The organism is Collinsella sp. LCP19S3_D5, assembly GCF_052121415.1.
In the GTDB taxonomy this organism is placed as follows: Bacteria; Actinomycetota; Coriobacteriia; order Coriobacteriales; family Coriobacteriaceae; genus Collinsella.
Genome location: NZ_JBQKEH010000001.1, coordinates 1 through 22213, shown reverse-complemented (window position 1 = coordinate 22213; position 22213 = coordinate 1). Strand labels below are relative to the sequence as shown.

Sequence of the window (22213 nt, the reverse complement as noted above, 5' to 3'; positions counted from 1 at the left end):
ATGTCCTCGACCTTTGGCAACGTATTGCACTTAAGCATCTTCGGCCAGTCGCACTCCCCCGCCATCGGCTGCTCGCTCGACGGCATTCCGGCAGGTATCGCCGTTGACCAGGAGGCGTTGCAGGCCTTTTTGGACCGTCGCGCCCCCGGGCGCGACGAGACCGCGACCAAGCGCCGCGAGGCCGACGCCGCGCACATCATTGCCGGTGTGGTCGATGGGCACACCACCGGCGCGCCCATAGCCGCGATTATCGAAAACACCAACACGCGCTCCAAGGACTATTCCGAGCTGCGCCGCAAGCCCCGCCCGGGCCATGCGGACTACCCCGCGCGCGTGAAGTACCGCAATATGCATGATGTCGCCGGCGGCGGGCATTTTTCCGGCCGCCTGACGGCCCCCTTATGCATCGCCGGCGGCATTGCGCTGCAGGCACTCGAGGCGCGCGGCATTAAGGTGATGGCACACGTGGCGCAGATCGGCGGCATCTCCGACCTGCCCATGGACGACATGGTCTATCGCGAGGCCGACCGCAAGGCGATCCTTACGAACGACCTGCCCTGCATTGACGCTGCGGCTGCCGGTCGCATGCGCGAGGAAATTCTCGCCGCACGCGATGAGCTTGATAGCATCGGCGGCATCGTGGAGTGCGGCATCTACGGCCTTCCTGCGGGCATCGGCGACCCCATGTTCGATGGCATCGAGAACCGTATCGCGCAGATCGCGTTTGGCATCCCCGCCGTAAAGGGCGTGGAGTTTGGCATGGGCTTTGCCGTGGCCGCCATGCGCGGCAGCGAGAACAACGATCCGTACCGCATAGATGCCGCCGGCGAGATTGCGGTCGAGTCCAATAACGCCGGCGGCATCTTGGGCGGCATTTCAACGGGCGCGCCCGTCATGTGGCGGATGGCCGTAAAGCCGACGCCCTCCATCGGCCGGGCACAGCAGACCGTGGACATGGACGCCATGGAAAATGCGGAGCTCTCGGTCCACGGCCGCCATGATCCCTGCATCGTCCCGCGCGCCGTCCCCGTAGCCGAAGCAGCCGCGGCACTCGCCATCTGGGACGCCCTCCTCGAGGACGCCGCCCAGCGCTAGCCCGCCCACCCCGAGGGTAGCTAATTTGGGACGGGGCTTTTTAGCTACCCCATATGCCAGTGAGTATTTGCCCCGGCACCCATCGATTCGCCGCCAGTCAAAGGGTAGCTAAAAAAGCCCCGTCCCAAATTAGCTACCCCAGGCAACGATTCACGAAAGGGGTCTCCATGGACCTTGCCGACATCCGCCAGGCCATCGATGGCATCGATACCGCCTTGCTCAACAGCTTTGTCGAGCGCATGGACATTGCCACCGAGGTCGCCAAATCAAAGATCGAGATGGGCAAGGCCGTCTTTGACCCCGCCCGCGAGCGCTCCAAACTCAACAACCTCGCCGGCCGCGCACCCGAGCGCTACGAAGCTCAAACCATCACCCTGTTCCGCCTTCTCATGAGCATGAGCAAGGCCGAGCAGCAGCGCTACATCAACGAGCTCAAGGGCATTACGGTGTCGCAAAAGGCCCATGCCACGGCAGCAGCCTTCGATACGCCCTTTCCCCAGACGGCCACCGTCGCCTGCCAGGGCGTCGAGGGCGCCTACAGCCAAATCGCCGCTTGCAAGCTCTTCGACGTGCCCGATATTGCGTTCTTTGAGACCTTTGAGGGCGTTATGCGCGCCGTACGCGACGGCTTCTGCGAGTTTGGCGTGCTGCCCATCGAAAACTCAACCGCGGGCTCGGTCAACGCCGTCTACGATCTTCTCGCACAGTTCGATTTCCACATCGTGCGTTCGCTGCGCCTCAAGATCGATCACAACCTGCTCGTCAAGCCCGGCACCAAGCTCGCCGACGTGCGCGAGGTCTACAGCCATGGCCAGGCCATCGCCCAGTGCGCCGGCTTTATCGAAGCCCACAGTCTGCACGCCACCAAGTACCCCAACACTGCTATGTCAGCCGAGATGGTCGCCAACTCCGGTCGCACCGACGTCGCCGCCATCGCCTCGCGCAGCTGCGCCGCGCTCTACGGTCTGGAGGTGCTGGAGCCCAACATCCAGGACTCGGACAATAACTACACGCGCTTTGTTGTCATCTGCCGCGAGCCGCGCGTCTATCCCGGTGCCAACCGTACCTCGCTCATGATCACTACGGCAAACGAACCGGGCGCCCTCTACCGCGTACTCGAGCGCTTCTACGCGCTCAACATCAACCTCATCAAGCTCGAAAGCCGCCCCATCCCCGGGCACGACTTTGAGTTTATGTTCTACTTTGACCTGGACTGCCCCTTTGGCAGCAAGGCCCTCGACGACTTGCTCGACTCGATTGACGACGTGTGCGAGAGTTTCACCTATTTTGGCAGCTACACGGAGGTGCTCTAGATGACCGAAACCGCTGCAACCCGCCCCTACGGCGTGCTGGGCCGCGTGCTGGGCCACAGCTACACCCCGACCATCTACAAGGAGCTCGCAGGGCTGGAGTATGTGCGCTTTGAGCGCGAGCCCGAGGACCTCGAAGCCTTTATGACGGGCGACGAGTGGGAAGGCACCAACGTGACCATCCCCTACAAGCGCGCCGTCATGGAATACCTGGACGAGCTGAGTCCGCTGGCCGAGCGCATGGGTAACGTCAACACCATTACGCGCCTACCCGACGGCCGCCTGCGCGGCGACAACACCGACTACTTTGGGTTTCAGTGCCTGGTCGAGGAGCTGGGCGTAGAGGTTGCCGGCAAGAAGGTCCTCGTGCTCGGTGCCACCGGCGGTGCCGGCACCACGGCCAGCATGGTGCTCGGTGACCTGGGCGCCGTCGTTGTGCCTGTCGGCCGCACGAGCGAGGTCAACTACGACAACATCGCACAGCAGTCCGACGCGGCGCTGCTCGTCAACTGCACGCCCGCCGGCATGTTCCCTCACTGCCCCGACGCGCCTTGCACGCTCGAAGGACTTGACGCGCTCAAAGGCGTCATCGACATTGTCTACAATCCCGCCCGCACGGGTCTGATGCTCGAGGCCGAGCGCCGCGGCATCCCCTGCATTGGCGGCCTGCTGATGCTCGTGGCCCAAGCGGCACAGGCTGTTGAGCGCTACACCGGCCAGATTACACCGCGCGAGCGCATCCTGGACGTAACGGAGCGCCTGTCCCGCCGCGAGCAGAACATCGCGCTCATCGGCATGCCGGGCTCGGGCAAGACCCGCGTAGGCGAGCAGATCGCCCAGCTCACGGGCCGCGAGCACATCGACTTGGACCGCGCGCTTGAGGAGCGTCTGGGCATGCCCTGTGCCGACTTTATCGTCGAGCGCGGCGAGGCGGCCTTCCGCGAGCAGGAGACGGCGGTGCTGGCCGACATCTCCAAGCGTAGCGGCCTGGTGCTCTCCACCGGCGGCGGCGTGGTCACGCGCGACGAGAACTACCCGCTGCTGCACCAAAACAGCCAGATCGTGATGCTCAACCGCAAGCTCGAGGAGCTCGCCCACAAGGGTCGCCCCATCACCGCCCGCGACGGCATCGAAAAGCTCGCCGAGCAGCGCATGCCGCGTTACCGCGCCTGGGCCGACCACATCATCGACTCACGCGACTGCGCCGCCAACACCGCACGCGCCGTCCTCGACACCCTCTAAAACCTGCCAAAAAGGGACAGGTTTATTTTGGCAGGTTTTATCTGGGCAAACGCCGCAGACAGCAAGCCCCTCCACCAACCAGACCACAAAGGAAGCAACCATGAAAGCACTCGTCATCAACGGTCCCAACCTCAACATGCTCGGCATTCGCGAGCCGGGCATCTACGGCAGCGACAACTATGACCGCCTGGTCCAGATCTGCCAGGAGGCAGGCGCCGCGCAGGGCTTTGACGATGTCGAGGTCTTCCAGTCCAACCACGAGGGCAGCATCGTCGACAAGATCCAGGAGGCCTACGGCAAGGTCGACGGCATCGTCATCAACCCGGCGGCCTACACGCATACGAGCGTGGCCATCCTCGACGCCCTCAAAGCCGTCGCCATCCCCGCCGTGGAGGTACACATTAGCGCCGTCGAGACCCGCGAAGACTTCCGCCAGGTGAGCTATGCGCGCCTGGCTTGCTTTGCCACCATCACCGGCGAGGGCCTGCAAGGCTACGCGCACGCGCTGGAGCTGCTGAAGGAGCATCTCGAAAAGTAGCGTCGCGAGCAAATCCATCAACACGACTACGCGCTAATAAAGCCAGCGCCGGCAGTAGCGACCTCGCTGCTGCCGGCATTTTATTACTGGCATATAATCGTTGCAGTCACACTACGTCTGGAGACCCACATGCTGAGCATTCACCTGGGGGATTACCCCGGTTCCATCTACGATACCGAAACCTATTTTAGGAACTCATACTTGGACTCATGGTTCGAAGACCCCATGGCCGCACAGATTATTAAACGCGTGGACGGATCAGAGCTCATCGGTCCCCACAACATCGTAAGCAAGCAGCTGGGCTCAATCACTCCACTCGAACTGTCCGGCGGCGTTAAGACGCTGCTGCTGGTGCGCAATCTCCCAAATATGGTGTTTAACGCATCCACCTGCGGAGACAACTGTGCCCGCTGGCTACTCAAGATCGGCAAAGAACAGGATGTGCTGGTGACCCTTTACCACATCATGAAATTCCCCTGGAAGAACTTTGAAATCCGCATTGAAAACGATGGCCGCATCGTCAGGAACATGCAGGAGTTTGTCGGTGCCACGAATGACTTTTTGGATGTTGATGAGTAATGAGGGGAACGCACACCGTTGTCGTAGAGCGTGCAAAGGTCAAATACACGCTCACGTTTAAGCGAAATATTTCCTTCATACGCGGCAACAGCGGCACGGGCAAAACGACGCTCATCTCGATGATTCGCGACTACAACGACCGAGGACCGGAAAGCGGCGTTGCACTCAGCTGCGACGTACCTTGCGAAACGCTTTCTGGCAGACGCTGGGAGCGCGAGCTGTCGATTATCGAAGATTCAATCGTCTTTCTAGATGAGGGTAACGAGTTTATCTACTCAAAGGACTTCGCCAAAGCCGTCAACGGCTCGTCCAACTATTTTGTTCTGATATCTCGTCGCGACGCCAACGAGCTCCCCTACAGCGTCGACGAGATCCTAAGACTGGTCAACACCACAAGCAAGACGATCAATGGCCGCAAGAGCGACAGGCGCTTCTACTCGGTGACCAAGCCGCTATATGACCACACGGCAAGTATGCTGTATCAGGACCTTAACGTAGGTTTCGACAATCCCGATGCCGTAATTGTCGAGGATAGCAAGTCTGGTTATCAATTCTACAGCGCCCTTTGCAACCGACTGGGAATCCCCTGCTACACCGCTACCGGCGTAGCAAACCTAAAACGAACGATTCACGAATGCCCCGAGCAAAACGTTCTTGCCATTGGAGACGGCGCAGCGTTTGGTCCCTACATCGAAAAGGTGCTCGGACAGCGCGTTTACAAAAACGTTCGCTTGTTCCTCCCTGAATCATTTGAATGGGCGCTTCTGCAATCCGGCCTCATCCCCAACAACGACATTCCAAAAATCCTCGAGGATCCTTCGAGCTATATCGAAAGCCGCAAGTACCTGAGCTGGGAGCGGTTCTTCACCGACGTATTGATCAAATACTCGGCAGACACTCGCTATGCCTACAAAAAGGCAAAGCTCAATGAGCAGTACCTGAGGCCGCAGGCAATGGATGCAGTAGCAAACGTCTTGCCCGAGTGCCTAAGGGCAGAATAGCGAGTCCTTAAGATCATTTGGAAACCCGGTTACACTCACGCGCTGGAGCTGCTGATGGAGCGTCTGCTACACTAACCCCAGGGACGAACACATCAGGTACGTTTGTCCCCAAACAAAAGCAACTGTCCAATTGACATACAAAGGAGCATATCCATGTCCCAGTACGATTACCTCGTCGTCGGTGCCGGCCTTTCGGGCGCCGTCTTTGCCAACGCCGCCAAGCGCGCCGGCAAGTCGGTCCTGGTCATCGACCGCCGCGATCACATCGCCGGCAACATCTACACCGAGGACGTCGAGGGCATCCAAGTCCACCGCTACGGCGCGCATATCTTCCACACCTCCATGAAAGACGTCTGGGACTACGTCAACCGCTTCGCCGAGTTCAACAACTACGTCAACTCGCCGGTCGCCAACTTCCACGGCAACATGTACAACATGCCCTTTAACATGAACACCTTCGCCAAGATGTGGCCGGGCGTCGTCACGCCGGCCGATGCCAAGGCCAAGATCGCCGAGCAGGTGGCTGCCGAGAACATCGGCGAGCCGCAGAACCTTGAGGAACAGGCGCTGTCGCTCGTAGGCCGCGACATCTTCGAGACGCTCGTGAAGGGCTACACCGAGAAGCAGTGGGGCCGTGATTGCCGCGACCTGCCCGCAAGCATCATCAAGCGCCTCCCCTGCCGCTTTACCTACGACAACAACTACTTCAACGACCGCTACCAGGGCATCCCCATGGGCGGCTATACCAAGATGGTCGCCAACATGCTCGAGGGCGTCGAGGTGCGCTGCGGCGTGGAGTACAAGGAGCTGATCGCCGCCGAGCCCGATATCGCCGCCAAGACGATCTACTGCGGCCCCATCGACGCGTTCTACGACTTTAAGCTGGGCACGCTCGAGTACCGCAGCCTGCGCTTTGAGACCGAGACGCTCGACGAGCAGGACCACCAGGGCGTGGCCGTGGTCAACTACACCGAGCGCGAGATCCCCTACACGCGCATCATCGAGCACAAGCACTTTGAGTTTGGCACGCAGGACAAGACCGTCATCACGCGCGAGTACCCGGCCGACTGGAAGCCCGGCGACGAGCCCTACTACCCCATCAACGACGCCAAGAACGAGGCCCTCTACAAGCAGTACGAGGAGCTGGCGGCGCAGGAGGGCGACGTGATCTTCGCCGGTCGCCTGGGCGGCTACAAGTACTACGACATGGACAAGGCCATCGCCGCCGCCTTCCAGCTCGTGCGCCACGAGCTGGGCGTGGAGCCGACGGAGGCGTAGGAGCAAGGACACTCAGCCACCACTACGAGCAAACAGAATGCCCGGTGCAGTTCATTCGCTACTGCGCCGGGTCTCCTTCTTAATCGACTAGTCAATTATTTCTGCACGTCTCAAATATCGATCAAACTGAGGAACGGTAAAATCAACCTCTCCCCTTGCAGCAGAGTAAATCATGCCCTTGCTAATTAATTGAGCCCGAAGGGGTCCAATAGATGAAACATCTCTCTCCATATAATGAGCCACATTTGCAAGCGTGCAAGGAAGCTCACCGCAGCGCACCATAGCAATCAAAAACTCCTTTTGCCTCGGGGTGCAACGATCGTAGCGAACGCTAAAGAACCCCTCGTCAAGGCGGATATCCGTTAAAGAGGTGCATTTGAGCACGGTCTCCAGCGAGATGCATTTACTATCAGACGATGTCCAAATGGTTGAACAAAGCTCTTGAATGAAATACGGGTATCCCTCTGTATAGTCAATAATGGCATTGACCGCCTCGTCGGAATAATGCACATCAAGCTTTTGCGCGGGCCTGATAATAGCCTCAACCGCCTTGTCACGAGGAAGCGAATCGATCTTCACGAAGTTGAACTGCCTCTCGGAATAGGTCTTAGCTTCGCCCAGCATCTTTAGAAGCTTGGGCAGACCGGCGCAGCCAAACATAACAGGAAGGCCAAGCTGGGTCGCACGATGAAGCGCGCATGCCAGGGCTTCAAGTTCTTCTTTGCTGGCATACTGCAGCTCGTCAATTCCAATAAATATCGAAGATCCTGCAGCTTGAGCATATTTCCCCAGAACGACGAGCACATCGGTAAAATCGCCAGATAGATTATGAGACGAGGCGAGAGCCGCCCCCAGAGCCTCTTCATTAAAGCCCAAAGACAATGAGCCATCGCCCGCATCAACAGACAACGTTAACGTTGTAAACAAGTTCTTAATCTGCTCTAATTTACTCTTAACGAGTTCAATTCTATTGAGCGAAGCCGATAGCGTACAGCAAGCCGAAGCTAAAGGAGCAATCAAACCCTTTTTCTCTTCTACCTCAATATGGCGGACAAGAATACCTTCGCCCTCGGCTATTGATTCAATCGAGTTAAGCAGCACCGTCTTGCCAACGCCCCTAAGGCCGTACAAAACGAGCGAACGGCTCTGATAGTTTGCAGCGAGCGCCTTGAGCTGAAGAGAGGCCGATTCGAGGATATCGTCGCGCCCGGCAAGATATTTGGGCATCGCGCCGGCACCGGGCGTATACGGATTGCGATAATCAATCATTGCTAGCTCCCAAAGAATAACGGCCGACCGACAATTTGATATACATCATACCGAGACAGCGATAAAGTGATACGGATGAGCTTTGCGCGCCCCTCAACAAGTTGAACTTCCCAAATAGGAGGTCACTGAATAGTCGGGATATTTGCCTCCGGCTATCTTATATTTCAGTACTGACGCGTGTCGGAAGCTCACAGACGTGCCCCGTCATCCATGAGCATTTGATAAATCAGCTCGAGTGTCGACAGCTTAATAACCATGCGAAAGCGAATTTCAAGCTTCTGGCCGAAGTGTTTTTCTCCTTGATAGTCAACGTTCCACGGGGTTGTACCATCTTCGATAAAAATCAACGGATCATCATTATCATTTTCGATAGCAATGCGGCCGTGCGCAAAGCCATTCCGGACATGCCTGCAAATACTCTCAATGCAGGAGTCCTCTTTCCCTGCACCATTTTTACCAACGAAACAAACACATCTCTCAGTCCGATCAGAAAAGACAGTTTCATCATTAGCGATAAGGCGCTTCTCAATTAGCTGGCATCTCACGGACATCCTCGTGTAGACAAATTCAAATTGTGTACAGTCCAAGTCGAGCGGAACCAAGAACGCTTTCTCAAGTTCGGATTTATTGATTGAGCGCGCTCCCCTCTTTGGATCAATGTCAGTCTTGAATAAATCAATTAAAGAAGGATTAGCAAGCCTTGTGACCTCAGTCATTGGAGCGCGCAGTACAAACCAGCAAGCGAGCTTCTCTATTCGACGATAAACCGAGTCCGATATTTGCTCGATTGGATATCTATCCATAATCGGAAAAAAATCCTTATCAGTGATAACAAGGTCTCTCGCCGTGTATTGAATTCTATTCGATTCGGTCTTCGGCATTGCCAGCAACCTCCGAACTGATACTTAAAGTGAAATATAGCCGATAATATTAACTCTGATAATACAGTTTTATTAATCCATAATCGAAAGAAGCTCAGTTCTGACGGCGGAGACAAGACCGTCAAGTAGGCGCTGGGTTTCCTCGCTGGCGGGCTGATACAATTCTTTAATATTCAAGCATTGATTTTCATAGTCATCGTATGACGAACCCACAAATCTCTCCTCATAGTCCAAAAGAATGTCATCCGAGTCATAGACGGGGACAGTTGCAAAAAACTGAGAATCCAATTCATCAGATTCCGCTTTATATGATTCATATGCGGACATAAGACACGCTTCAAATTGTTTATAAGCAGAAATGCATTCAGCTCCACCATATGTGCGAACCATGCCCCCTAGCATCAAAACTTTGTTTCGAAAGCTATCGTCTAAGTAACATTTTGGAGATTGAGACAGTTTTGTTGCATAACCAACCGCTCGCTCATAGACACAGAGCTTCTTGCCTTCAATGCGACTATACGATTGGTTGTTCCGCTCCCCCTTTAGAGCGAAATAATTTCCCATTACGGCAATCAGTCCGCCAATGGCTGTTCCAATGAAGCTTGGCACAGCGGACACCATAATTGACCAATCCATTTATAACCCCACATAAACCAACGGATGGCGCTTGAAATCTAAGGAGGTTTCAAGCGCCATCCCAATCGTCTATTGAATACTGTCTATTATCCTCGAATAGGCACTACGAAATCAAAGGAACCCAGCAAAGATGGAAATCAACCTGACCGAATTGTTCTTTAATAGGCTTCTGAATTTCACATTTCCATAATTATGATTAAACGTTTTTGTATGCGCGATAAAACACCTTTCATTTGCAACAGCCTGACCAGAACTTTAGAATCGGCATTGAGTTGGGCCGAGCTTATGGAAACGATCGGGTCCGATATAGCTGAAGACGCAGAGGTCCCATTTCCACACGTTGAAGAAATCGCCGCAAAAGTGCCTCTATTGGTAAGCGCAAGAATGATGCATACAAGGAGCTGAAGGAACTTTTAGCTCGTGCGATTGATGAGATGAAACTTGATCCCGACCATGCAGTCCATGAATGTTTTCGCAATTTGCCGTTTTCGCATTTTGTAACAACAAACTATGACGACACGCTCGAAAAAATCGCTTCCTAATAAACACGGGCGTCAAGTCATCCTGACAGTCCCGACGACTGCGTTTAAACAATAGCGCGCTGCATGTCTCAAATCAAAACCACCCCTAAAAGGGGTGGTTTGCTCTTAGGGTATAACCCTTGGATTTCCGGCACGCGTCTAAAGGCGTCGGCCCTCACGGGGTTCGGGCCGCACTGCAGATTGACCCGTGACGGGCCGGTCAAACCGGCGCTACCTGCGCCCCGGCCCCCCATCGAAGGGATCCTCGTACTCCTTGACGCTCAGCCGGTCGAGCGCGATGTCGGCCTTCTCCTGCTCCCGGATGTACTTCGCGATCGTCGCCTCGTTCGGGCCGAAGGTGGACACGTAGTAGCCCTCGGCCCAGAACTTCCTGTTGCCGAACTTGTACTTCATGTTCGCGTGCCTGCCGAATACCATCAGCGAGCTCTTCCCCTTCAGGTAGCCCATCACGCTCGACACGCTGTACTTCGGCGGTATCGCCAGCAGCATGTGGACGTGGTCGGGCATCAGGTGTCCCTCGATGATCTCTATCCCCTTGTACTGGCAGAGCTTCCTGAAGATCTCCCCAAGGTCGGACCTTATTTGGTTGTAGATGACTTTGCGCCTATACTTCGGTGTGAACACGACGTGGTACTTGCACATCCACTTCGTGTGCGACAGGCTGCAGGCCTTCTGGGCCATACGCCACCACCGCCCTCTCGACTCGGATTCCCTGCGGCCTGAACAATCGCAAATGTCCGGCGAGGGGGCGGCTTTGTAAAGCCGTTTGGCCCCACCCGCATAGCGGGTGGTTTCTGATGCGGCGTACTGCGCGCCCCGCACAGGCTAAAGCCTGTAAAGTAAAGACCCGGCTTAATAACCGGGTCTTTAAAAAGTCTATTGGTGCTCCATGGCGGATTCGAACCGTCGACCTTGGGATTAGAAGTCCCCTGCTCTATCCAACTGAGCTAATGGAGCAATATGAAGGTGATTATAACCTAGTTGAACTGATCGCGATACGCCTTGCAGACTTCATCAACGGGACCGTCCATACGAAGATCCCCCTTTTCGATCCACACAGCGCGCTGGCAAATGCGCTCGACTTGTTCCATAGAGTGTGACACAAATAAGACGGTAACATCACCGCTCTCGATGAAATGCTGAATTCGCAGCTCGCACTTCTGCTGAAAGAAAACGTCGCCGACCGAAAGCGTCTCGTCGACAATCAGGATATCCGGCTCGGTGATTGTAGCGATTGCAAACGCAATACGCGCGACCATACCAGACGAAAAGTTCTTAAGCGGCATATCGGCAAAATCATTGAGCTCTGCGAAATCGATAATCTCATCGAAATTCGCGTCGATGAACTCTTTCGTATAGCCCAAGAGTGCTCCATTAAGATAAATATTCTCTCGAGCAGTGAGTTCGTAGTCAAATCCAGCGCCAAGCTCGATAAGCGGTGAAATAGTGCCGTGGGTCACAACCACACCCTCAGACGGCTCAAGAACGCCAGCAATGATCTTAAGCATGGTGGATTTACCGGAGCCGTTAGTACCTACAAGGCCAACAACTTCGCCCCTATGGACATCGAAGGAAATATGCTTGAGCGCCCTAAACTCCTCGAAAAAAAGCTCGTGACGCGCAAGCTTAATAAAATATTCCTTTAAATTCGTAAGACTCTCGGATGCCATGTTAAAGACCATGGATACATCCTTAACCTCAATGGACAAAGGCTTCTCATCGATTACGCTCATGACGTTAATTCCTTCTAGATGTAGAGAATGAACTTATGCTCAGTCTTATGGAAAATCAAATAGCCTATAACAAGAGACGCAAGCGCCCACGCGACACAAAGGGCCAGCGTCATGGGATCAGGAGTTGTTTGGAACAAGAAAATATCCCTCATAAACTGCAGGTAGTTATACATAGGGTTGCCCCACATAAGAATTTGGAGCCAATGGGGCATGGCGTAAATGAAGTCAGAAGTCCAGAAAATCGGCGTGGCATACGTCCAAGCCGTAAGCACAACACCCCAAAGATGCTGAACGTCACGGAAAAACACCGTAAGAGCCGAAAGGGCCATACCAACACCCATGCAAAAGAGCATTAAAAGTAAAAGGGCTACGGGTAGCAGAATCAAATGCCAGGTAGGCATCACATGGAACCAGATCATTACAATGGCAACAGCAACCAGTGAAAAGGCAAAATTAACTAGAGCAAAGAGAATCTTCTGAACAGGGAACACCCACCTGTGGACCTTAACCTTCTTTAGAAGAGAAGAGGCCCAAAGGATGGACATAAGAGACTGTGAAGTCGAATCAGACATCACAGTAAAGGTGACGTTACCGACAATAAGATAAAGAGGATACATCTCCGGAGTGACAGCGCCGCCATTACGCCCCTGAGCAAAAATGGTTGAAAAAACAACCGCCATAACGACCATCATAAGAAGGGGATTTAAAACACTCCAGGCAACACCAAGAAAACTGCGGCGATACTTAAGCTTGAAATCCTTGATGACAAGCTGTTTGAGAATAAAAATGTCTTTGGCTGTCTCGTTTTTTGCATGAGACTCGATAACGACGCCATCGGTCTTACTCATATACAAATCCTTAATACGACTCTGTAAACTCATTCAGTATATCGGCGAATCTGATTAAAACGAGCTTAATACCGAATCACACAAAGAAGCTCACATGCGTGGATTAGAATACATAAGCGTGAAGCCTAGATGTTGGAGACCTGAATGAATTTCAATAACGTCGCCGTACTCATCCCCTGCTACAACGAAGCGCTTACGATCGCAAAAGTGGTGGAGGACTACAAGAAAGCACTTCCCGGTTCAAAGGTATATGTTTACGACAATAATTCCACTGACGGAACAGCGGAAATAGCAAAGCAGCATGGCGCTCTTGTCAAACATGAACCGAGGCAGGGAAAAGGCAACGTATGCCGACAGATGTTTCGAGATATTGAGGCGGACTGCTATCTCATGGTAGACGGTGACGATACATATGATGAAACAAAAGCGGTTGAGATGTGTCTCCCTATTTTGAATGGTGAAGCCGATATGACAGTCGGCGACCGACTGTCCAATGGCACCTATGCTGAAGAAAACAAACGGGCCCTCCATGGTTTCGGTAATAACCTGGTCAGATTCATGATTAAATGGATTTATGGCTACACGTTTGACGATGTCATGACCGGCTACAGAGCCATGAGCAAACCCTTTGTTAAAACTTTCCCCGTTTTAAGCGAAGGCTTTCAGATTGAAACGGAGCTTTCAATCCATGCAGTCGATAGAAGGTGGAGGATTCAGGATATTCCTATTGTTTATCGAGATAGACCCGAAGGATCCCAGTCGAAATTAAATACGGTATCCGATGGAATCAAAGTTATTAAAATGATCGGTGTGCTGTTTAAGGACTATAGACCCTTAAAACTGTTTTGCATAATTGCTGTACTGCTTCTATTGCTTGGTCTCGCATTGGGTATACCAGTCATTGTTGATTTTACTCATACCGGACTAGTAGAAAGATTGCCAACAGCAATCTTAGCTGCCGCTTTTGTATTCCTCAGCAGTCTTAGCTTGGCGACGGGATTGATTCTCGATTCAATCGCTAAAATCGAACGCAAAAATTGGGAGCTTGTAACATATATGTTCAGGAAAGATATCGTTTCTGAGTAAAGGGAGACTCGATAGAATCAATTAAATTAATCGAGCTACGCACGATAGAACATGATCGATTTTCGACGAAATGGCTCCGCTGCATCGAATTCGCAGCGGAGCCATTTCCCTAAACAGACAAAGACTTTAACTTTGCCCTAGACATAACCAGCAGAAGCGGAACACTATAAATAAAGGGGAGAAAATAGCGGACTGCCTCAAAATTGGTTGACACCATAGAGGTGGGTGACAGAAGAAGGAAGGGAACCATACATAGAATTGGGATACATAACCAAATGACAGCGGCGCTGCATTTCGAACGGTCTAGTTTACACGAAACAATGCTGTTCGCCAGTATCAAGACAATCGAAACTAAATAGGTAATAGGACTGAATAATAAGCCAATAAATGGAAGCTTTACAATTAGCTGTAATGCGCTGGACAGAGCTGAAGATGCAGATTGGAAAATTGCTGGTCTCTCAAAAGAAGGTTGACCATTTTCAGGAGAAACCAACAAACAGCCAGAACCTTCAGGGAAATACAGGTACTCATCGAAAGAAAACCAGCCACTCTCTTGTGATAAAAAAGCACGTAAATATGCGTCCGGATGTCGTAAGCCCTGTTTGACAAAGACAACAAGATAGGCTTTCAATTTATCCGAACTGGGCCACTCATCGACACCATCCCAATAATGAATGACATTATCAGCCAAACGATAGTCATATCGATCTCCAAGCCCGTCATATCCAAGCATCGAATCGATAACGGCCTTCTCTTCGTCAGGCACATCACCAGGATATTCTTTACAATACCGAGCGGTACATTGATACAATGGGCCAAGTGTTTCAATTACAGATCCTTTGGAAATTGAGAACAAGGGAAACAAAAACAAAGGAATAAGAACCTGAACAACGCAGATAACGCCAATTAAAGAAACGAACATTCCTCGTTTTGCGGGTATATGAACAAATAACAGCACAATGCAAACAAGCACAAATACGTATATGGTTGTTTTTTTTGAAAGAGCACAAAGTAGCGCATATAGAAAAAATAGAATGAAAGTATTAAGCGTTGGTGTTTTAACATACATGGAAATCCATATATTAAGAAAACCAATTAAGCAGATACAGAAAATAATATCCTTGCATGGAACACAACAGAAATATGCAAAAGCAGGAAAAACGCAGTAAAACAAGTACAACAATGTTAGGAGTCTTCTATTATCAACAATAGAAGAAAGAAGGCTGAGCTGCCAAGCAAATAACGATGCCTGTACGAACGCCATTAAGAAGCAGAGTAACCATAGTGATAGATTGTATGAAAAAATGCAGTGCATTAACTTAATTACTGAACCCATAATAAAAGTCGTGAAAATTGGGTGATGGTCAGTAAATAACGAGTTATCAGTCATTGGGAAGATACCGTGACTAGGATTACCAAAAAACTGAGCCAGCTGAAACGAAGTATCAAAACTCAATACTCCAGGAAAATATGCGACAAGATAGACAGACCATGACAATATAAGAAACAAAGCGATTTTTCTTGAGTTATTTGATTGAATAAGCCGATCTATATGCAAAAGTGGGCCTTTTAATAATAAGCAATACGCCAAGACATCAATACACAACAATTGAATGAGCACCAGCAGCAATACCAAGAAAAGTAAAAAGCGGAACGATCTGAAATCACCGACAGCAGTATTGCAAAAGCCTATTGATACCATAATGGCTATGACTATTGAAATCGGATATTTCCAACGAGGCAGATACATAGTTTCTAGTAATTGCATTTAGACACTCATTTTCTTAGATGGTTTATTATTGAACAAACGTTTAAAAGAGACGCCAACGATCGCGATGACAATAAACACAACAGCAGCCCGCAGCAAGTTGGATATAAAACCATGCTTCCAACCGATGCAGTAATTCATAAGCCACAAAACAGGCATATGGAGATAGAAAATGAATAGCGTATTTTCTGACAACTGTTGAACAGCTGAAACGATCCGAGTTCCTTCAAAAGCAGGGCAAATATTATTTATGAGCACGACTAAACCAAAAAACTCAAGTGCAACACCGAACTGAATATACTGATCGGGCAAAACTTGACCAGTCCAGCAATACGTTCCGTATAAAGCAAAATACTCAAACATAAGCAACGCGATGCCGCTAAAGATTGCGAGAAATGCTAATATGACACTACGTATACCAATATAGTGTTTCAAAAAATCAAAGATACATGGCCCACATATAAATATACAAAGATAAAAGGACCAGATGCCAAACGGATTAGCGAAGGAAATGGCATTCATAAAACTATACTTAACAATTCCAAATAAGGAAACCTGAAGCATGTTTAGTGCATTACAACACATCAGAGCAATCAGGAAAGATAGGCCGATAGCAGTCACAACTTTTCTATTTTCCTGAAAAGCGAGAGCGATAACAGGATAAACTAAATAAATGGAAATCAAGGCATAGATAAACCAGGTATGTTCCACCGGAAAACCGTCAGAATCTGAACAAGTAATGAAGTAATTAAGTAAGCCTGAAATGGTAGGAATTGGATCCATCAATCCAAATAATACAAAAAGGCAATACACGACAAGTTTAAACAGGATTAAATATTTCACTGTCTTAATTAATCTTTTCAAGTGTTTTTTAAAATTAAACTTTTTTCTAAGTAGAAGTGCGCCGTGCACGGCAAAGAAAATTGGAACAGCCGTTAGGGCAAAAAAATGCCATATTTGAGAGCAAATAGAGTTCGAAGAAAATACTGGGTAGTGAATTGAGCAAACAAGATAGATTGACAAGGCTTCCAGCCAATCAAACTCAATGACCCTTTTACCGATATCCACTGAACAACTCGTTTCCAAAACAGAGATGAAGCAGCCTTTAGATCAGCAGAAAAGTTAAAAATGCTCATCTAAAGGCTGACCAATAATAAACGCGACTTCAATCTTAAATAGCTATCGTGACATCTTTTTAAGATCGAGAATGCCGAGATAAGTTTTTTTACCATATAAGGAGAAATACGGTAAAGCATGTCTGCCGTATTCCAATTCTACATAGCCATTATTGAGTAGCTTTTTCGCAAGACACCGTTTTATTGAAGGGTCAGATAAAGTCGAAATATTCCAAATTGAATAATCAAGCGCCCAATTTAAGAAACTGCGCTGCAAAGCACCATAATTGCCGGTTAGTTTAAGATCTTCTTTAATGCGGCAAATCGCTTCGTAAAAACACTCAGGATTGGCATCACGAGAATTAGAGACAGACCCCTTTCTTGTCGAACGATGCTTGACAAGGACTTCGCTAACAACCGAAATCAATTTAGCACGGTAAAGAAGACCGTATACAAAAACACCGTCTTCACTGTTAGCCAAATCGGTGGGGAAAAATAATTTCGAGTCTCTGATTAGCGATGTTTTATACAGTCTGTCCCAAGGCCAACCCATAAACGCCTCAAACAAAGAATCGGAGACATCATCGACAGTAAATGATTCTTTCGAAGGAATAAGGTCGAGTTTTAATGCCCAAGGTGTTGGAATAGATTGACATGATTCGCCATCATATTCGCAACTACTACAAACCACAATATCAGCATCTGTACGCTGCGCGCGTTTATATAGCTTGCTGAACATGTCAAAGGCAAAAATGTCATCAGAATCAAGGATTAAGGTATAAGCGGCAGAGACTTCCTCAAGCGCCCTATTGCGTGCAGCCGCAACACCCTTATTTTCCTGATCTATAACCTTTAAGCGAGAATCAAGCTGTTCATATTCCGCAAGAATTTCTCGAGAAGCATCTGTTGATCCATCATTGACGCAAATGATTTCGAAATCAACAAAGTCCTGAGCAAAAATGGAATCAAGTGTTTCCCTCAATACTTCTGCAGTGTTAAAGACGGGAAGAACTACGGAAATCTTAGGATCAATATGAGTCTTGCAGAATTTAGTTGGTTTCCTTGACGCCATCTCATTATCAATAGAGTCTACAAGCATGGATATGGAATCATCACGTGTCAATTTGCTCTGAATCAAAGCTTTCGCTTGATCTAAACCACTTTGCCGTGCGACTTGGAAGACAGTTTTTACCTTACGCTCGAAGCGCTTAATCCCGTGTTGATAGTCAACACCCTTTGTAACGAAGTCAATAAATGCCTGTGGATTGGAAATTGTTGTCTCAACAGCAGACAATTGCCCGGGAGCAAACAGTGCGGGATCGACCTCTCCCGCTTCCTTTGCTTCAGCAAATTCACTTGCGAATCTTTTGACAAATTCCAGGCGATATTCATCGGCCACCCTGCCAGCATTCCATGTATATGCATCGCACATCATTTTTGTTGCAACAGGAGAAAGCGAATCATGTAGATCGGGTCGGTCCTCGCGAAGCCAGCGACGAATCTCCTCATACTCAAGGCAAATGGTATTCACTTTGCCGGGATTGTTAATTGAAGACGCCTCGTTATCCTGTCGATAATGGACAAAAGGCTTATGTACGAACATAACGCGTCTAGCGCAAGCCCAAATTTTGAAGTTAAATGCAGTGTCCTGATAGGCGGCACCGGGCGTCTCTAACAGACGGAGGTTATTCTTTCTTATGAAATCAGTACGATAGATAGCCGACCACAAAGCAGGCTGGACATAGAAACAATGTTGATTGTCGCGAACACTCGGATCAATAACCCGGTCACACTCATGATTGCCAAACAGCTCTAGCAAGTGATCATTCTTGATTTTTTTAGCCCAATAGAGATAAAAATTAGCTCGAACAACTTCCAAATCAAATGCATCCGCATAGTTCACGAGCGTTTCGAGCATATCAAGATCGGCAAAGTCATCGGACTCAAGAATCGTAACATACTCACCACGAGCCATATCGAGGCCAGTATTTATTCCAACCCCATATCCGCCATTTTCTTTATCAACAACAATAAGGCGAGAGTCGGAATCGGCAAACTGGTGCAGAATTTCGGAAGAATTATCCGTAGAGCCATCATTAATGGCGATAACCTCAATGTCATGAAGTGTCTGGGCAAGCAGACTCTTGATACAGGAAACAACAAATACTTCGTTATTGTATACCGGCACAATGACTGAAACTTTTGGGCTCATATCCATCCTCATCTCGCTATATGGACTCACTTAGTTTAATTGCACTGAGATTTCAAAAAGTCAGTTTTTAATCCGTGCATAAACTTTATTGATTAAGGGGGTTTTTAGTCGTTTAAGCTCATCGATACTCGCTTGCAGCTCATCGATACGCCTTTCAGCATCAGTAAGCCTTCTGTGCAAATCTGCTCGGATGCGCTCTCCTTCATTGACTTCAAAATATAAGTTATCGAATGTTGACCAAACCGGTTGCAAAGCAGAAGAAGAATTCAGAACAGCTTGATTGCAGGCATAGTTAGCAACGACCAATTCATACAATGGTGAAAAACGTGCTTCAGACCAGAATAGTTGAGAACCATCAACGCATCGCATCCATGGCTTATAAGGTCCAGCAAAATGAAAGATACTGGGGTCATTTCGTGCATCCAAATACTGGCGGAAAAGGGGTTCCGGAGCATACGCGGCAATATCCTTCACACGAATGCCTTCCGAATCAAACAAAACATTCCATCTCATTGAAAGATGAAGCGTTCGATTTGAAAAAAATCGATTAAGGCAGTCCTGATCAGGATATTCTGGTTCGAAGTCCACAATCCAAGAAAGAAGCTCATTTAGCGAAGTCGACATTCTGAGCTCTGAAAGATTCATCAAAAGAACCCCAGAATTAAAATATGAATGGGAATTATCGATGCCAAGACGCTGCAATCGGTCAGCTTCCCTTAAATCATATCCTGACACCATTCCAATTGAACCAATGTCTAGAGCAGCAGCAAGACAGCTCTTTTGAATGTCGACATCAAATAAAGCGGAAATATCCTTAAGAACAACTAAATCACTGTCCAGATATAAAACTTTATCAACAGACGGAAGAAGATCAATCAGACCTAGACGAAAAACGCACTCGGGACCAAACTGAGACCCAAAATGATAGCCGGCCAACCGCTTATTCAGTTCGGAAACGTCCAGCACGCTCAGTTTAAACGAATCAGTTTGATATGGAACGGCATCATGGAGATCCGATTCGGTAACATCAAAAGATAGGACATGAAGGTAATACCGTCGCGCAGGGTCCCTATGACGAAATACGGACGATACCATAACGCTGAAATACGGAAGATAGCTCTTATTGATACTCGCAGCAAGATGAATCACACTATCCATTGAACCCTCGTCCCACATATAAACTCTTTATATTTCTCTTCAGTTTACCGTCTTCGAACGTAGTAGGCCTGCCGGTGCGTCGATTAATCGAGCATGGGTGGCATACAAATAGCCAAACATAAGTGGATTCAATAAAACCTGAAGACTATATGGACTCCGGATAAGATATTTTTTTTCGAAATTGCATATAAGCAATATAGAACCCATAGGCAGCATAAGGTACGAGCATTACAAAATTATTAATGACGTAGCAGGATTTAGCCTCCCAAAGAATGTGAAACAAAAACCCAGCGAAAAAGACAATCAAGGGTAATAGTTTTAACAAGTCACACTTTTTACGATAAGCAAAGAGTCCTACAGCAGCGAATATATATATATAAGATTGAAATACATCCATAAAAACTAGAGACAACTTATGTAATAGCCCTTTTCTGCATGAATTTTGAAGGATGGAATCATAGTTAAGCGATTCGGTGACGCCACTTAATTCAGAATCGAATGGCTTCTCGCCGTATCCCGTATAAGTAATCCAAAACGATTGGAAAGAGGGATCAAGCCATTGCGAACCAATCTTTAGGCTATAAAACTGGAAGAAGTCAAGTTCATTGTCAAGAAAGTATCGAATTCTCTCCTTGACATAATCCAACGAATAGCTTGAAATATCAGCCTGATTGCCATCAAAAGAGTAGTAAACCTCCTCGATATAATTATTATACCAGCCAGCACATCTGGGACCGTCCTGCATGCCCATTGCAATCCAAGCAGTTTTTGGAATGCCGTTGTCCAAATCGCAATCAACGGTTCGGCAAATGATGGAAGACGGGACAATGGACGCAATTAAATAAGTAACCACTAGACATAAAACAATCAAATATTTAGCAGGCTTTACAAAAGAAAGCTTGCTGGAAAACAGCCAAACGAATATTGAGGACAATAAGAACAATAGGCTGTTCAAACGAATAATTAATGCAAGCAGATAGAAAGAAATATGGAGAATTATATATAAGGGCCTTGGTGCTTTTTGGAGGTATAACAGCTGGTAATAGATCGCCGCCGCGCACAACATAAATGAGGGAACATTCCCATAAATAAAATGGCTAAACAAAGAAAACGGCAAGAACAAAACCATCAATAGCAGAACAAAAATGCAGACAGAATTCGACTTGAATATACGATCAGTTATTAAGCAAATGTAATTATATGAAACGATCAGCCAAATCACATTCAATAAGCGAAAAATAGGCCAGTTATAGAAGCCAAATAGTTTTCCAATAATATAAAGATATAAAACTAAGCCAGATTGAAAGGGATATTTGGAAATATAGCTGGCTTTTTGAAATAGTGAGACATCGCCCTCCGACAATCCCTTTGCAACGTTTAGGCAAGCCTCTTGATCAGCAACTGGATGAAAATTATTTAATAGAATCCAGGTCAAGCCCAATACAGCTATACATATGCTCCCGTACAATCTAAACATTCCTAGATTGCTATTCTTGATACGAGAAATAAATAGAAAGCAAATTAAGATGAACACAGGAAGCAGCACCAAAGACGCAATCGAATACCTGGCAGCAATTTCCGGATGCTCGATATAAGAGTCAGGAAACACAAAAGTGAAAATTAGCGAACATGCGGCCAATACTCCGACAACAATGAATCCCAGATAAGACAATAGCCGAGATATTGTACATTCTAATTTGCTCATAACCCATCCCAAGCGAACTTAAGAACTACTCTAATACCTGTCAACTGACACAAACAAGATAGGCAAATGATGCCTACCGAATAAATACTTAAACCATGGGGAGCATCTCGCCCGTCACGCGGTCGAAGAACCTCTCGCCGAGGCCCTCCACCTCCTGGAGGCCGTAGAGCATGGCGCCGTCCTCGCCGTAGAGCACGGTCTTGTAGCCCAGGTCGGT

The 22213-nt window shown here is 48.9% G+C and carries 19 protein-coding genes and 1 tRNA gene; 8 read left to right on the top strand and 12 right to left on the bottom strand.

Translation table 11 applies throughout. The features are described from left to right. The 7 genes from aroC to glf all read left to right on the top strand — a co-directional run bounded on the left by aroC (position 1) and on the right by glf (position 7043). Complete coding sequence (gene aroC, locus ACTQXO_RS00100) at positions 1–1095, top strand: chorismate synthase (RefSeq protein WP_441545343.1); 1095 nt, start codon at positions 1–3, stop codon at positions 1093–1095. 167 nt (positions 1096–1262) lie between these two features. Then, the gene (gene pheA, locus ACTQXO_RS00095; RefSeq protein WP_441545342.1) at positions 1263–2408 is read left to right on the top strand and encodes a prephenate dehydratase; all 1146 of its coding nucleotides are present in this window, start codon (positions 1263–1265) and stop codon (positions 2406–2408) included. Next, positions 2409–3647: a shikimate kinase gene (locus tag ACTQXO_RS00090; RefSeq protein ID WP_441545341.1), complete on the top strand. Its 1239-nt coding sequence runs from the start codon at positions 2409–2411 to the stop codon at positions 3645–3647. It begins immediately after the preceding gene. A 100-nt stretch (positions 3648–3747) separates the two neighbouring features. After that, positions 3748–4185 carry a type II 3-dehydroquinate dehydratase gene (gene aroQ / locus ACTQXO_RS00085; protein ID WP_441545340.1) on the top strand — a complete coding sequence of 146 codons (438 nt, stop codon included), beginning with the start codon at positions 3748–3750 and terminating at the stop codon, positions 4183–4185. Between the two features lie 129 nt (positions 4186–4314). Then, entirely contained in the window at positions 4315–4764 is a 450-nt protein-coding gene (locus tag ACTQXO_RS00080) for a DUF4869 domain-containing protein (protein WP_427748113.1), read from the top strand. After that, positions 4764–5765: a hypothetical protein gene (locus ACTQXO_RS00075; protein ID WP_441545339.1), complete on the top strand. Its 1002-nt coding sequence runs from the start codon at positions 4764–4766 to the stop codon at positions 5763–5765. The genes ACTQXO_RS00080 and ACTQXO_RS00075 overlap by 1 nt, the downstream gene beginning before the upstream one ends. A 153-nt stretch (positions 5766–5918) precedes the next feature. Continuing rightward, complete coding sequence (glf, locus tag ACTQXO_RS00070) at positions 5919–7043, top strand: UDP-galactopyranose mutase (protein ID WP_441545338.1); 1125 nt, start codon at positions 5919–5921, stop codon at positions 7041–7043. An 87-nt stretch (positions 7044–7130) separates the two neighbouring features. On the opposite strand, the gene ACTQXO_RS00065 is transcribed toward glf, so the two are convergent. The 7 genes from ACTQXO_RS00065 to ACTQXO_RS00035 all read right to left on the bottom strand — a co-directional run bounded on the left by ACTQXO_RS00065 (position 7131) and on the right by ACTQXO_RS00035 (position 12952). Beyond that, entirely contained in the window at positions 7131–8312 is a 1182-nt protein-coding gene (locus ACTQXO_RS00065) for an AAA family ATPase (protein ID WP_441545337.1), read from the bottom strand. Between the two features lie 188 nt (positions 8313–8500). Further along, a complete protein-coding gene (locus ACTQXO_RS00060; protein WP_441545336.1) occupies positions 8501–9193 on the bottom strand; it encodes a hypothetical protein in 693 nt (230 codons plus the stop codon). A gap of 72 nt (positions 9194–9265) precedes the next feature. Continuing rightward, positions 9266–9829 (bottom strand): hypothetical protein, encoded by a 564-nt coding sequence (locus ACTQXO_RS00055; RefSeq protein WP_441545335.1) that lies wholly within the window; start codon positions 9827–9829, stop codon positions 9266–9268. A gap of 752 nt (positions 9830–10581) precedes the next feature. After that, positions 10582–11052 (bottom strand): IS200/IS605 family transposase, encoded by a 471-nt coding sequence (tnpA, locus tag ACTQXO_RS00050; RefSeq protein WP_441545334.1) that lies wholly within the window; start codon positions 11050–11052, stop codon positions 10582–10584. Positions 11053–11251: 199 nt separating this feature from the next. Further along, positions 11252–11328: transfer RNA gene (locus tag ACTQXO_RS00045), tRNA-Arg, on the bottom strand. Positions 11329–11348: 20 nt separating this feature from the next. Further along, positions 11349–12104 (bottom strand): ABC transporter ATP-binding protein, encoded by a 756-nt coding sequence (locus ACTQXO_RS00040; protein WP_441545333.1) that lies wholly within the window; start codon positions 12102–12104, stop codon positions 11349–11351. Between the two features lie 14 nt (positions 12105–12118). Then, positions 12119–12952, bottom strand: coding sequence for an ABC transporter permease (locus ACTQXO_RS00035; protein ID WP_441545332.1), 834 nt, complete (start codon positions 12950–12952; stop codon positions 12119–12121). 144 nt (positions 12953–13096) lie between these two features. Here ACTQXO_RS00035 and ACTQXO_RS00030 point away from each other — a divergent pair, with 144 nt between their 5' ends. Beyond that, positions 13097–14038 carry a glycosyltransferase family 2 protein gene (locus ACTQXO_RS00030; protein WP_441545331.1) on the top strand — a complete coding sequence of 314 codons (942 nt, stop codon included), beginning with the start codon at positions 13097–13099 and terminating at the stop codon, positions 14036–14038. Positions 14039–14147: 109 nt separating this feature from the next. Here the strand turns inward: ACTQXO_RS00030 and ACTQXO_RS00025 are convergent, their stop codons facing one another. From ACTQXO_RS00025 to ACTQXO_RS00005, 5 genes are all read right to left on the bottom strand, one after another. After that, a complete protein-coding gene (locus ACTQXO_RS00025; protein ID WP_441545330.1) occupies positions 14148–15806 on the bottom strand; it encodes a DUF6020 family protein in 1659 nt (552 codons plus the stop codon). After that, positions 15807–16874 carry an acyltransferase gene (locus ACTQXO_RS00020; RefSeq protein WP_441545329.1) on the bottom strand — a complete coding sequence of 356 codons (1068 nt, stop codon included), beginning with the start codon at positions 16872–16874 and terminating at the stop codon, positions 15807–15809. Between the two features lie 111 nt (positions 16875–16985). Continuing rightward, positions 16986–19133 carry a glycosyltransferase gene (locus tag ACTQXO_RS00015; protein WP_441545328.1) on the bottom strand — a complete coding sequence of 716 codons (2148 nt, stop codon included), beginning with the start codon at positions 19131–19133 and terminating at the stop codon, positions 16986–16988. A gap of 60 nt (positions 19134–19193) precedes the next feature. Beyond that, positions 19194–20309, bottom strand: a complete 1116-nt coding sequence (locus tag ACTQXO_RS00010) for a glycosyltransferase family 8 protein (RefSeq protein ID WP_441545327.1) — start codon at positions 20307–20309, stop codon at positions 19194–19196. A gap of 127 nt (positions 20310–20436) precedes the next feature. Beyond that, positions 20437–21996 carry a hypothetical protein gene (locus ACTQXO_RS00005; protein ID WP_441545326.1) on the bottom strand — a complete coding sequence of 520 codons (1560 nt, stop codon included), beginning with the start codon at positions 21994–21996 and terminating at the stop codon, positions 20437–20439. Positions 21997–22213 lie beyond the last annotated feature (217 nt).

What these genes read in the sequence shown, in the direction of transcription:
- ACTQXO_RS00075 (WP_441545339.1), top strand. Translation starts at nt 4,764, where the DNA reads ATGAGGGGAACGCACACCGTTGTCGTAGAGCGTGCAAAGGTCAAATAC.
- ACTQXO_RS00080 (WP_427748113.1), top strand. Translation starts at nt 4,315, where the DNA reads ATGCTGAGCATTCACCTGGGGGATTACCCCGGTTCCATCTACGATACC.
- ACTQXO_RS00040 (WP_441545333.1), bottom strand. Translation starts at nt 12,104, where the DNA reads ATGAGCGTAATCGATGAGAAGCCTTTGTCCATTGAGGTTAAGGATGTA.
- ACTQXO_RS00090 (WP_441545341.1), top strand. Translation starts at nt 2,409, where the DNA reads ATGACCGAAACCGCTGCAACCCGCCCCTACGGCGTGCTGGGCCGCGTG.
- ACTQXO_RS00030 (WP_441545331.1), top strand. Translation starts at nt 13,097, where the DNA reads ATGAATTTCAATAACGTCGCCGTACTCATCCCCTGCTACAACGAAGCG.
- ACTQXO_RS00025 (WP_441545330.1), bottom strand. Translation starts at nt 15,806, where the DNA reads ATGCAATTACTAGAAACTATGTATCTGCCTCGTTGGAAATATCCGATT.
- aroC (WP_441545343.1), top strand. Translation starts at nt 1, where the DNA reads ATGTCCTCGACCTTTGGCAACGTATTGCACTTAAGCATCTTCGGCCAG.
- glf (WP_441545338.1), top strand. Translation starts at nt 5,919, where the DNA reads ATGTCCCAGTACGATTACCTCGTCGTCGGTGCCGGCCTTTCGGGCGCC.
- ACTQXO_RS00010 (WP_441545327.1), bottom strand. Translation starts at nt 20,309, where the DNA reads ATGTGGGACGAGGGTTCAATGGATAGTGTGATTCATCTTGCTGCGAGT.
- ACTQXO_RS00055 (WP_441545335.1), bottom strand. Translation starts at nt 9,829, where the DNA reads ATGGATTGGTCAATTATGGTGTCCGCTGTGCCAAGCTTCATTGGAACA.
- tnpA (WP_441545334.1), bottom strand. Translation starts at nt 11,052, where the DNA reads ATGGCCCAGAAGGCCTGCAGCCTGTCGCACACGAAGTGGATGTGCAAG.
- ACTQXO_RS00015 (WP_441545328.1), bottom strand. Translation starts at nt 19,133, where the DNA reads ATGAGCCCAAAAGTTTCAGTCATTGTGCCGGTATACAATAACGAAGTA.
- ACTQXO_RS00065 (WP_441545337.1), bottom strand. Translation starts at nt 8,312, where the DNA reads ATGATTGATTATCGCAATCCGTATACGCCCGGTGCCGGCGCGATGCCC.
- aroQ (WP_441545340.1), top strand. Translation starts at nt 3,748, where the DNA reads ATGAAAGCACTCGTCATCAACGGTCCCAACCTCAACATGCTCGGCATT.
- ACTQXO_RS00005 (WP_441545326.1), bottom strand. Translation starts at nt 21,996, where the DNA reads ATGAGCAAATTAGAATGTACAATATCTCGGCTATTGTCTTATCTGGGA.
- ACTQXO_RS00060 (WP_441545336.1), bottom strand. Translation starts at nt 9,193, where the DNA reads ATGCCGAAGACCGAATCGAATAGAATTCAATACACGGCGAGAGACCTT.
- pheA (WP_441545342.1), top strand. Translation starts at nt 1,263, where the DNA reads ATGGACCTTGCCGACATCCGCCAGGCCATCGATGGCATCGATACCGCC.
- ACTQXO_RS00035 (WP_441545332.1), bottom strand. Translation starts at nt 12,952, where the DNA reads ATGAGTAAGACCGATGGCGTCGTTATCGAGTCTCATGCAAAAAACGAG.